Here is a 12136-nt window from a genome sequence, read left to right as displayed (position 1 = left end):
AAGACGGAGTGGGGGTCGACTACTCATCAGATGATCAAAAATCGGTCGGCGCGCCGCCTTCGGCCCGGCGCTTGTCGACGAAAGCGTTGAGCTCCTCCCGGATTGCCGGATCCATGTAGGGCTCTTCATAGGACGCCAGCCGTTCCTTCCAGACGCGATTGGCCTTTTCGAGTGCCGTCGGCGACCCGGCCTCCGCCCAACTCTCGAAATTGCGCCAGTCCGAGATAATAGGCGCATAGAACGCGGTCTTGTAGCGGTCCTGCGTGTGCTGGGTGCCGAAGAAATGGCCGCCGGGGCCGACGGACTGTATGGCGTCGAAACCGAGTGCTTCCTCGGAAAGATCGAGCGGCGTCAGGAACTCGGCGACCATCTGCAACAGGTCTATATCGAGGATGGTCTTCTCATAGGAGCAGCGCAGGCCGCCTTCGAGCCAGCCGGCGGCATGCATCATCAGATTGCCGCCGCCCTGGATGGCGCCCCACAGCGAGAACACGCTTTCATAGGCGGCCTGCGCGTCGACCGTGTTGGCTGCGCAGGTGTTGGAGGTGCGGTAGGGGATGTTGTAGCGGCGGGCGAGTTGCCCACCGACCAGCTGCGCCTTCATATATTCCGGCGTGCCGAAGGCCGGCGCGCCGGACTTCATGTCGACATTCGAGGTGAAGCCGCCGTAGCCGACAGGCGCGCCCTTGCGCACCATCTGCGCGAAGGCGATGCCGGACAGCGCCTCGGCATTCTGTTGCACCAGCGCGCCGGCAATCGTCACCGGCGCCATAGCGCCGGACAGGGTGAACGGCGTCACGATGACCACCTGGCCCTTGCTCGACATCTGGATGATGCCTTCCATCATCGGCACGTCGAGCTTGAGCGGCGAATTGGTGTTGATGATGGTGAATACCGACGGCTCTGCAAGCAACTGCTCATGGCTGATGCCACGTGCGATCCTGGTGATCTCGATGCCGTCGACGTTGCGCTCCTTGCCGAGCGAATAGATGTGGAACATCTTGTCGGTCAGCGTGGCGAGGTCACGGATGCATTCGAGGTGGCGCACGGACGGATGGATGTCGATCGGCTCGACCGGATAGCCGCCCGTGCAGTTCAATATGTTGTGCATCTGCGCAAGCTTGAGGAAGTTGCGGTAGTCCTGCTGGTTGCCCGGCCGGCGGCCGCGGTCGACGTCGGAGCAATTGGGCGCCGACGCCATCATCGAGATGATCAGATTATCACCGCCGAAGCGCACGTTGTGCGCCGGGTTGCGGGCGTGGATGGTGAATTCCGGCGGGCAGTGCGCAACCAGTTCCAGGATCATGTCGCTGTCGAAGCGCACCCGCTCGCTGCCTTCGCGGACATCGGCGCCATGCGCCTTCATGATGCGCCGGGCTTCGTCATGCAGCACGTCGACGCCGATTTCCCGCAGCACGCGCAGAGAGGCGAGGTGGATAGATTCCAGCTCGTCGTCGGAAACCAGCCGGGTCGGCGCCAGCGGGTTCTTCAACTGTCGAAACGGCGGCTGCTCGAACGCCGCCGATCCGCCGGCACGCTTTCCCGCGCGGCCGCCGCGACGGGCGCGGTCGTTTGCCAATGCAGGTTCGGCGGGCTGAAGGGCGGCGGTCATGATAGTCCTCGTACGCTGCGGCAATGCGGCGGCATAATGGACTGCCGGCCGGCCAGTCATTGCGGAGGCGGCGACCACTAGGACGAGGGAAGCGACATGCCTGAAGGGCAGCCGGAGGGATCGTCAGGCTCCTATCTCTTCCGGCTGGCGCAAGCGGTTTTCGTTGCCGGTGCTTACCGCGATGAAAGCGAAACGCTAGTCCTGCATCATGGACCGGGCGGAACAGGACAGCGGCGAGACAGTGCAATGGGCGGCGATCACCGGCGTGATCGCCACCGTCTCGGTGTTCGCCATCGCGCAAGGGCTGAGCTATCCGCTGTTGAGCTTCATCCTGCAGCGCCAGGGCGTCTCGCCGGCCATGATCGGCCTGTCGGCGGCGATGACGCCGATCGGCTTCATCGTCTCCTCGCCGTTGGTTCCGGCGCTGGCGCGCCGTTTCGGGGCAGGGCGCACCGCGCTTACTTGCGCGGCACTTTCCGCGCTGGTGCTGGCGCTGATCGGCTGGACGCAAAATGTCTATCTGTGGTTTCCGCTGCGCTTTTTGATCGGCGCCGTCACCAACCCGCTCTACGTGCTGAGCGAAGTCTGGGTGATCGCACTGGCGCCGCCGACACGCCGTGGCCGCGTCATGGGCATCTATTCGACCATCATTTCGGCGGGCTTTGCGGCGGGGCCGCTGTGCCTGCTTGCGGTCGGCACCGAGGGATGGCCGCCGTTTCTCGTCGGCATCGCCGCATTCCTGTTTTGCGGCGCCTGCCTCGCCTCGGTGCTGGCACGGCTGCCCAAGGTCGACGAGAGCGGGCACCGCGTTTCGGTGCTGGGGTTCGTGCCGCAGGCGTGGCTGCTGTTATCGGCGGTGATCGTGGCCGCCGGTTTCGAACAGGCGGTGCTCGCCTTGCTGCCGGTCTATGGAACGCATTACGGCATCGCCGAAGCGCGCATGTCGGCGCTGCTGTCGGTGATGATCGCCGGCAACATCGCTATGCAGGTGCCGCTCGGCCTGCTGGCGGAACGACTGACGGCGCGGCTGGTGCGGTTCATCTGTGTTTCGATGACGGTGCTCGGATGCGTTCTGTTGCCGGTTCTCATCGAGACGCCGCTGATCTGGCCGTGCGTCTTCATCTGGGGCGCGGTTTCCTACGGCATTTACACGATGTCGATCATTGAACTCGGCGAGCGGTTCACCGGCTCGGCACTGGTCGCCGGCAACGCCGCCTTCTCGCTGATGTGGGGCGTCGGCGGCATCGCCGTGCCGCCGCTGGCGGGCAGCGCCATGGATGTTGTTGGCGCCGGCGGCCTGCCAATGACGCTCGGTGCCATTTGCCTGGCGCTGGCTGTTGTAACGGTCATTCGAAGACGGATGGTCTGAATGCCAGAAAGCCGCCGTTTCTGACGAATGACTTGAATGTAAGCGGCCCCATGTCGATCTTGGCTATGTCGCCACCCGACTCAACCGGAGACCTCATGACCAAATCGAATACCAAGGGCCAGCCGGGTTCGGCGGCCGAAGACCCGTTTCTCTGGCTTGAGGACAGGAGGGGCAAGCAGGCGCTCGACTGGGTGCATCACCAAAATGCAGTTACGGTCGGGGAGCTGCACGGTGATCCGTCCTATCAGACGTCGTTCGAGACGGCGCTCGACCTGATGACAGCCGAGGATAACATCGCCGTCGGGGCCGCTATCAACGGCTATGTCTATAATTTCTGGCAGGACCGGACGAACGTACTCGGCCTTTGGCGGCGCACCACCGTCGCCTCCTACAAGACCGACAAGCCGGAATGGCAGACGATCATCGACTTCGACTGTCTGGCGGCGAAAGAGGGGGTGAAATGGGTGTTCAGCGGCGCCAGCCGGCTCTACCCCGACTTCAGTCGCTGCCTGCTCAACCTGTCGCCGGATGGCGGCGATGCCAGCGAGATGCGCGAATTCGATATCGAAAGCAGATCGTTCGTCGATGGCGGCTTTCGCGCTCCTGCCTCGAAATCGAGCTTTAGCTGGCTGGACGAGGACACGGTTATCGTTTCCGCCGCCTTCGAGGAGGACGACAAGACCCAGTCCGGTTATCCGCGCGTGGTCAAGCTTTGGCGGCGCGGCACGCCACTGGCAGCGGCGACGCCGATCTTCGAGGCGCTGAAGCAGGATCTTGCCGCCGGCGGGTCCGTCGAATTCGACGGCGACAAGCGTCATGTCTTCCTCGCCCGGACCATCGACTTCTTCGCCTCGCACAGTTTCCTGCGGCTGCCTTCCGGCGAGAACAGGCGCATCCCGTTGCCGGACGACGTCACCGATACAGCGCTGTTCAAGGGCCAGCTCGTCTTCGGCGTGCGTACCCCGTGGACTGCGCCGGACGGCACGCTGTGTAAGCCCGACGGGCTCTATTCACTCGATTTCGAGCGCTGGATCGAAACCGGGCTATTCGGATCCCTCGGTACCGTGCTCGAGCCGGCGCACCGTGTCTCGATCGCCGGTGTTGCCCGCACGCAGGACCGGCTGTTCATCAATTTGATGGACAATGTGCGCGGCAAGGTCGTCGCCGGCAAGCGCAGCGACAGCGGCTGGGAGTTCAAGCCCGTGGCGTTGCCCGAAAACGGCAATGTCGGCATCAGCCATGCCGAGCATTTCGGTTCCAGCGTCTCCTTCTCCTTCACCGATTTCCTGACGCCGAGCTCGATCATCTGGTCGGACGACAACGCCGCGGGGCTGGCAACGGTGAAGTCGCAGCCGGCGCGTTTCGATGCGTCGTCCCTGGTCTCCGAACAGTTCGAGGCGCGCTCGAAGGATGGCACGATGATCCCGTACTTCGTCGTCAGGAGGCGCGACTTGCATGGACCCGTGCCGACATTGCTTTACGGCTATGGCGGCTTCGAAGTGCCGCTGCTGCCGGGCTATGCCGGCGTGCGCGGCAGGCTGTGGCTGGAGAAGGGCAATGCCTATGTACAGGCCAACATCCGCGGCGGCGGCGAGTTCGGCCCGAACTGGCATCAGGCGGCGCTCAAGGCCAATCGCCAGAATGCCTTCGACGATTTCGCCGCGGTCGCGCAAGATCTGGTCCAACGCGGCATCGCTACGCCCGCCACGCTGGGCATCCAGGGCGGATCGAATGGTGGCTTGCTGACCGGCGTCTCGCTGACCCAGCACCCGGAATTGTTCGGTGCAGTGATCATCGACGTGCCGCTGCTCGATATGCTGCGCTACACCGAACTGCCGCCCGGCGCGTCGTGGATGGCCGAGTATGGCGATCCGGCGAAGCCGGAAGAGGCAGCCTGGCTCGCCGCCTATTCGCCCTACCAGCATGTAGACACGGATGCAGCCTATCCGCCGGTGTTGCTGACGACCTCGACCGCCGACGATCGCGTCCATCCCGGGCATGCCCGCAAGATGGCGGCACGGCTGCAGGCGGCCGGCCACGGCAAGACGCTGTTCTTTGAGGAGACCGAGGGCGGCCATGGCGGACGCGGCGATCGGCGGCCGCAGGCCGCACAGGCGGCGATGAAGTACGTCTTCCTGCAGCGGGCCCTGACTGGCACCAATTGACCGGCGTCGCTTGACCGGCACGGCTTGAACTGAGGGCTCGAGGCAGCCTAAGGTGCATGCATGGCTCGGCTGGCGAAATCGGGTTGCGCATTTGGGGTGGCGGTGACGCCGTCGTCGCGCACGCTACGCGCCGAGCTGTTGCGGCTCTGCGCTCGCATCGGCTATTCGCCGCCCGCTGTCCTCTGACGAATCCGCCCCGGCGCGAAAGCTGCCGGATTGGTTCAAGAGGAAAGACCAGACATGACCTACCAGAATTATTCGCTGAAGCAGCTTCAGCAGATCGATGCCGCGCATCACCTTCATCCGTTCACCGACCACAAAGAGATGCGCGAGACCGGCTCGCGCATCATCACCCACGCCAACGGGCCGTTCATCTATGATGCCGAAGGGACGGAAATCCTCGACGGCATGGCTGGGCTGTGGTGCGTCAATGTCGGCTATGGCCGCGACGAGCTGGCCGACGCCGCCTACGCCCAGATGAAGGAATTGCCCTACTACAACTCTTTCTTCAAATGCTCGACGCCGACGCCGGTTCTGCTGTCGAAAAAGCTGGCGGAGATCGCGCCAAGGCACATCAACCAGGTGTTCTACGGCTCGTCCGGTTCGGAGGCCAACGACACGGCGCTGCGCCTGGTCCGTCACTATTGGGTGCTGGAAGGCAGGCCCGAGAAGAACCGCATCATCTCACGCAAGATGGGCTACCACGGCTCGACCATCGCCGGCGCCTCGCTCGGCGGCATGGATTTGATGCACAAGCAGCTCGGCGGCGCCGTGCCCAACATCGTCCATGTGATGATGCCCTATGCCTATGAGCTCGCACTGCCCGGCGAAAGCGACCATGATTTCGGCCTGCGCGCGGCAAAAGCGGTCGAGGACGCGATCCTCGAAGCCGGCGCCGACAAGGTGGCCGCCTTCATCGGCGAGCCGGTGATGGGGGCAGGCGGGGTGAAGATCCCGCCGATGAGCTATTGGCCGGAGGTGCAGCGCATCTGCCGCAAATACGATGTCCTGCTGATGCTGGACGAGGTCATCACCGGATATGGCCGCACAGGCGAGTGGTTCGCCGCACAAGCCTTCGATGTCGAGCCCGACACAATCACCACGGCCAAGGCGCTGACCTCTGGCTATCAGCCGCTGTCGGCGCTGCTGGTCGGCGACCGTATCGCGGCGACGCTGGTCGAAAAGGGCGGCGAATTCTATCACGGCTATACCTATGCCGGGCATCCGGTGGCCTGCGCGGTGGCGCTGAAGAACCTCGAGATCATCGAGCGCGAAGGCCTGGTCGAGCGCGTGAGGAACGACACCGGGCCTTACTTCGCCAGGGCGCTGCAGGAACGTCTCGGTGGGCACGATCTGGTCGGCGAGGTGCGCTCGTTCGGGCTGATGGGGGCGATCGAGATCGTCAAGGACAAGGTGACCAAGGAGCGCTTCCTGCCGGCCGGCAGCGCGGCGGTGATGGTTCGCGACCACGCGATTGCCCAGGGCATGATGCTGCGCGCCACCGGCGACACGATGATCCTGTCGCCGCCGCTGATCTGGACCCGCGAGACGATCGACATGGCCTGCGACCGCATCGCCACGGCGCTCGACCTTGCCGAAGCAGATTTGCGCAAGCGGTAAGATGGAACGTTCGCCGGGGGCCCGGGAAACGGGCGCCCGGCGTTTGAACGAGCGGTTGCCAGGCGACGATGCGAAACGCAAAAACCGCGCTCCATCGGAACGCGGCTTTGCCAGATACGCATGGCGCTTCGCCAACAATACACTTGCGAAACTAACGGCGAAACTTACGGGCTCCGGTACGCGAGACCTGATCCGGAGCGCCGGGCGGATGTCCGCCTCGCAATCCGTTTTAAACGCATATCGTTACTGCAGGGTTAGCAAGAGCTTAAGCAAACCTAAATTTGCCGACTTTCCGCTTTGGGCAGATCGAAACCTGTGAACTTGGAGCTTACGCCGGGTTACCACGGAGGAAATTAATGATGCCGGAAAAATCCGCGCCGGCATTCCCTTGTGCGTTGAACATCGCATAGAGCTGGGCTGCCTCCGCGCCGAGCGGTGTTGCTGCACCGACGCTCTGTGCGGCCTCCTGCGACAGTTTCAGGTCCTTCAGCATCAGTGCCGCCGCGAAGCCAGGCTTATAGCCATTGTTGGCGGGCGATGTCGGAACCGGGCCGGGCACCGGGCAATAGGTGGTCAGCGACCAGCACTGGCCGGACGAGGTCGAGGCGACGTCGAACAGCGCCTGGTGCGACAGGCCGAGCTTTTCCGCCAGCACGAAGGCCTCGGCAACGCCGATCATCGAAATGCCCAAAATCATATTGTTGCAGATCTTCGCCGCCTGTCCGGCGCCGTCGTCGCCGCAATGAACGATGCGGCCGGCCATCGGCTTGAGGATTGGTTCGGCCTTGGCGAAGGCGTCCTTCGAACCGCCGGCCATGAAGGTCAGCGTGCCGGCCGCCGCACCGCCCGTGCCGCCGGAGACCGGCGCGTCGATCGACAGCAACCCATGCTTGGCGGCGATGGCATGGGCCTTTCGAGCCGACTCGACATCGATGGTCGAGGAATCGATGAACAGCGCGCCTTTTTTTGCCTTGGACACGATGTCTGCGTAAACCGACAGAACATGCTTGCCGGCCGGCAACATGGTGATGACCGCATCGGCATCCTTCACCGCCGCAACGGCATTGGCCATGACGATGACGCCGTGCTCCCTGGCAATGACGAGGTTCTCCGGCACCAGGTCGAAGCCGTGCACGGCATACCCGGCCTTGACCAGGTTGGCGGCCATCGGATTGCCCATATTGCCGAGGCCGATGAAGGCGATGGTGGTCATAATGGCGCTCCGTGGTTTGGGTAGGCAGTAGGCAGTAGGCAGTAGGCAGTAGGCAGTAGGCGACCTATTCGGGCGCAAGTTTGCTAATAAGTTGGCGAAGCATTTTCCCGATGCCCTCGGTCGCTAAAAGCACGTGATAAGCTTGATCATGGGTAGCAAGGCCAATGCGTTCAGCGATCTGGAGGTGTGTCTCGAACTCCTTCAGCGATCCCTGGGCAATCCTGAGAAATTGCTGATAGGAGCCTCTGTTGTCTCGGCCGTAACCTTCCGCGATGTTTGCAGGAATAGAGGTTGCTGAGCGGCGGATTTGGCTGGTCAACCCATACAATTCCTCTTTTGGCCATGCCTTGGTCAGGGAGTAGGCGGTGACGGCTAGATCCATCGCCTGCTGCCATACGATAAGATCCTTGTGCGAATTGATCTTGCCGGTCATCTTTCTGCCTACTGCCTACTGCCTACTGCCTACTGCCTTACCGTCCGATCAGCGCGCGAGCGATGATGACGCGCATGATCTCGTTGGTGCCTTCGAGGATCTGGTGGACACGCAGGTCGCGCACCAGCTTCTCGATGCCGTAATCATGCAGATAACCATAGCCGCCGTGCAGCTGCAGGGCGTCGTTGGCGACATTGAAGCCGGTGTCGGTGACGAAGCGCTTCGCCATCGCCGACCATTTCGAGGCATCCGGCGCGTTGCGGTCGAGCTTCGAGGCGGCGGTGTAGAGGAAGATGCGTGCTGCCTGCAATTCGGTCTCCATGTCAGCAAGCTTGAACTGCAGCGCCTGGAACTGGTTGATCTTCGAGCCGAAAGCCTTGCGCTCGGCGGTGTAGGCGAGCGCCTTGTCGAGCGCCGATTGCGCGCCGCCGAGCGAACAGGCGGCGATGTTCAACCGGCCGCCGTCGAGCCCGGCCATGGCGATGCCGAAGCCGGCGCCTTCTGCCGACAGAAGGTTTTCCGCCGGCACCTTGCAGTCCTCGAAGACGACCTGGCGGGTCGACTGCATGTGCCAGCCCATCTTGCGCTCGTTGGCGCCGAAGGAAAGGCCGGGCGCATCGTTCGGCACGACGAAGGTGGAAATGCCTTTCGGCCCGTCGGCGCCGGTGCGCGCCATGACGACATAGAGGTCGCTGTCGCCGGCACCGGAGATAAACTGCTTGGCGCCGTTCAGCACATAGTCGCCGCCGCTTTTGACCGCACGCGTCTTCAGCGCCGCGGCATCGGATCCCGAACCCGGCTCGGTCAGGCAGTAGCTTGCCAGCCATTCCATCGAGGTCAGCTTCGGCAGGAAACGCCGGCGCTGCTCGTCGCTGCCGAAGCGGTCGATCATCGATGCCGCCATGTTGTGGATCGAGATGAAGGCGGAAAACGCCGGATCGGCCCGCGAAAGCGCCTCGAAGATCAGCACGGCGTCGAGCCGGCCGAGCCCCGAGCCGCCGACGTCGTCGCGGACATAGATGCCGCCAAGGCCGAGCGGACCTGTCTCGCGGATCACATCGGCCGGGAAATGCTTGTTGCGATCCCAGTCGAGTGCGTTCGGCGCCACGCGGTCGGCGGCGAAGGCTTGCGCCATCTCCTGGATGGCGCGCTGGTCCTCGTTGAGTTCGAACTGGCTGGTGCCCGCATCGACAGCGGCGTCCATGGCGTGCTCCCTGATGTTTCCGGCTGGCCTGTCGTTTTTGGCTTTGCGCGCAGTCCAATCTAGACCAATGATGCCGCCGCGCAACCCGATCGTCTCCATCCAACCATCTGGGCAGCGGCTGTGGGCGAATGCGCTTTGGAGCAAAGTGTGACGACAACTTTCGACGAACTGCTTGGATGCTTCCATGCCTATCTCCAGACGTTCGATGATGCGCTGGTGCGCGACGCCGTGGCCCGGATCGGCTGGGACATGCCGTCCCGTCCGCTCGAACCGCATGCACTGCCTTGTCTCGTCCAGCTCGACCGGATCGTCGAACTCGCTCCCGCTGCGGCCAAGTCGCTGGCGCGGCTGGTTGCGGAGCGTCGCGGCTATCTGCACTGGGGCCAGACCTATGGCGAGGCGGATTTCGGCAAGGTTTTCATCGACAATTACGGCTGGCTGGAGGTGTTCGGTACACGCGGGCATTTCGTCAATGACGAGGTCGCGGGCGGCCTGCTGATCCTTGGACCCGACACCGTCTACCCCGATCACCACCATGTCGCGGAGGAGATCTACATCCCGCTGACCGGCGGCACCGAATGGCGCATGGGCGATGGCGGTTTTCGCCTTCGAGCGGCGGGCGAGGTGATCCACCATGCCCCTGATATCAGCCACGCCATGCGCACCGGCAAGGAGCCGCTGCTGGCGCTCTACATCTGGCGCGGCGGGCCGCTGGCAGCCAAGTCGACGATCACCGGAACTGTTGCGCAGGGCAGGGGCTGATATGGCCAAGGCGATCATGCTGCAGGGCACGGGTTCGGATGTCGGCAAGACGGTGCTGGTTGCCGGCCTCTGCCGCGCGGCGAAGAAGCGCGGCCTGAAGGTGCGGCCGTTCAAGCCGCAGAACATGTCGAACAACGCGGCCGTCGCCGATATTCCGGGCGATTCAGGCGGCGGCGAGATCGGCCGCGCCCAATGGCTGCAGGCGATCGCCTGTGGCGTGGCGCCGACCATCCACATGAACCCGGTGCTGCTCAAGCCGCAGACCGACGTCGGCGCTCAAGTCGTCGTGCAGGGCAAGGTGTTCGGCGAGGCGCGGGCGCGCGACTACCAGGCGCTGAAGGGCCGGCTGATGGATGCGGTACTGGACTCCTGGGCAAAGGTCGGCGAGGGCGCCGATCTGGTCATTGTCGAGGGCGCCGGCTCGCCGGCCGAGATCAATCTCAGGAGCCGCGACATTGCCAATATGGGCTTTGCGACGCGCGCCGGCGTGCCGGTGATCCTGGTCGGCGATATCGATCGCGGCGGCGTCATCGCCTCGGTCGCCGGCACCCATCTGATCCTGCCGGAGGAGGACCGGCGCATGATCGTCGGTTACCTCATCAACAAGTTCCGCGGCGATGTCTCGCTGTTCGACGATGGCATCGAGGCGATCGAAAAATTCACCGGCTGGCGCTGTTTTGGCGTCGTGCCGTGGCTGAAGGCGGCGGCGCGGCTGCCATCGGAAGATTCCGTCGTGCTCGAGCGACTGGCGTCCGGCGAGAAGCGCGCGCTGAAGATCGCCGTGCCGGTGCTCTCGCGCATCGCCAATTTCGACGATCTCGACCCGCTCAAGGCCGAACCGCAAGTTGAGGTGGTGTTCGTGCCGCCTGGTGAGCGCTTGCCCGAAGATGCGGGTCTGGTGGTCATTCCCGGCTCGAAGTCGACGATCGGCGATCTCCTGAAATTTCGCGAGAACGGCTGGGACCGCGACCTTGCCGCGCATAGGAAACGCGGTGGTCATATCGTCGGCATTTGCGGCGGCTTCCAGATGCTTGGTCTAATCGTGCGCGATCCCGACGGCATCGAGGGCAGCGTTACAGAAACGCAAGGCCTCGGGCTGCTCGACCTCGAAACGGTGATGGAGCCGGAAAAGACGGTGCGCAATGTCAGCGCGCGCTCGGTGCAATTCGATCTGCCGCTCGAGGGCTACGAGATCCATCTCGGCCGCACCACCGGTCCGGACACGCTGCGGCCGTCCGCCGTTATCAACGGCATCGATGACGGCGCTATCTCGGCCGACGGCAAGGTGCTGGGCACCTATATGCACGGGCTGTTTTCCGCCGACGCCTTCCGGGCGAAATTCCTCGAAAGCCTCGGCGTCAAGGGCGGCGGCATCGACTACCGCGCCGAGGTCGAAGGGGCACTGGACGAGATCGCAGCCGAACTGGAAACCCACCTCGACTGCGACACGATTTTTGGGCTGGCGCGTTAGATACTTAGCGCGGAAGTTTTGCACGGGTCGTTGGCTTCGACGGATCACATGCCTTGGCGATTAGCGGAAACGTCCATGGCTTCGTCATCCTGGGGCGGAGCAAGGAGCGAAGCGACGCGGCGCAGACCCCAGGATCCATGCCCTGACTTCGGAGCGCCGCTGCGGCGCAGAATTCTGCTCCGCTGGCTCCTCGGCCAAGGTCACGGCATGATGGGGTGGACGGCGCCCGACGGCATCGGATGTGCCAGAATGAGTTCGTTGAGATCTCAAACAAGGGAGCCGTCCGT

At 63.7% G+C, this 12136-nt stretch carries 9 protein-coding genes; 5 read left to right on the top strand and 4 right to left on the bottom strand.

Annotated elements, in window-relative coordinates; all coding sequences use genetic code 11:
- Positions 1-34: 34 nt before the first annotated feature.
- On the bottom strand, positions 35-1612 hold the full coding sequence (locus NKJ20_RS01820) for a trimethylamine methyltransferase family protein (RefSeq protein ID WP_023676493.1): 1578 nt from the start codon (positions 1610-1612) through the stop codon (positions 35-37).
- A gap of 208 nt (positions 1613-1820) precedes the next feature.
- On the opposite strand from NKJ20_RS01820, the gene NKJ20_RS01815 reads away from it, so the two are divergent.
- The 3 genes from NKJ20_RS01815 to NKJ20_RS01805 all read left to right on the top strand — a co-directional run bounded on the left by NKJ20_RS01815 (position 1821) and on the right by NKJ20_RS01805 (position 6766).
- Complete coding sequence (locus tag NKJ20_RS01815; protein WP_352742262.1) at positions 1821-2981, top strand: MFS transporter; 1161 nt, start codon at positions 1821-1823, stop codon at positions 2979-2981.
- Between the two features lie 95 nt (positions 2982-3076).
- Entirely contained in the window at positions 3077-5146 is a 2070-nt protein-coding gene (locus NKJ20_RS01810) for a prolyl oligopeptidase family serine peptidase (RefSeq protein WP_352742260.1), read from the top strand.
- Positions 5147-5386: 240 nt separating this feature from the next.
- Positions 5387-6766, top strand: a complete 1380-nt coding sequence (locus tag NKJ20_RS01805) for an aspartate aminotransferase family protein (protein ID WP_352742258.1) — start codon at positions 5387-5389, stop codon at positions 6764-6766.
- A gap of 328 nt (positions 6767-7094) precedes the next feature.
- Here the strand turns inward: NKJ20_RS01805 and mmsB are convergent, their stop codons facing one another.
- The 3 genes from mmsB to NKJ20_RS01790 form a co-directional block, all read right to left on the bottom strand.
- Positions 7095-7979 carry a 3-hydroxyisobutyrate dehydrogenase gene (mmsB, locus tag NKJ20_RS01800; RefSeq protein WP_352742256.1) on the bottom strand — a complete coding sequence of 295 codons (885 nt, stop codon included), beginning with the start codon at positions 7977-7979 and terminating at the stop codon, positions 7095-7097.
- Between the two features lie 64 nt (positions 7980-8043).
- On the bottom strand, positions 8044-8412 hold the full coding sequence (locus NKJ20_RS01795; protein WP_352742255.1) for a four helix bundle protein: 369 nt from the start codon (positions 8410-8412) through the stop codon (positions 8044-8046).
- 37 nt (positions 8413-8449) lie between these two features.
- The gene (locus NKJ20_RS01790; protein ID WP_352742254.1) at positions 8450-9616 is read right to left on the bottom strand and encodes an isobutyryl-CoA dehydrogenase; all 1167 of its coding nucleotides are present in this window, start codon (positions 9614-9616) and stop codon (positions 8450-8452) included.
- Positions 9617-9763: 147 nt separating this feature from the next.
- Between NKJ20_RS01790 and NKJ20_RS01785 the strand changes: the two genes are divergently transcribed.
- A complete protein-coding gene (locus NKJ20_RS01785) occupies positions 9764-10378 on the top strand; it encodes a dimethylsulfonioproprionate lyase family protein (RefSeq protein ID WP_352742252.1) in 615 nt (204 codons plus the stop codon).
- Between the two features lies 1 nt (position 10379).
- Positions 10380-11849, top strand: coding sequence for a cobyric acid synthase (locus NKJ20_RS01780; protein ID WP_352742250.1), 1470 nt, complete (start codon positions 10380-10382; stop codon positions 11847-11849).
- The last annotated feature ends 287 nt before the right edge of the window (positions 11850-12136 follow it).

Origin of the sequence: Mesorhizobium sp. M0185 (assembly GCF_040322175.1) — a bacterium.
Classification (GTDB): Bacteria; Pseudomonadota; Alphaproteobacteria; order Rhizobiales; family Rhizobiaceae; genus Mesorhizobium.
This window is presented reverse-complemented; position numbering and strand designations above follow the sequence as displayed.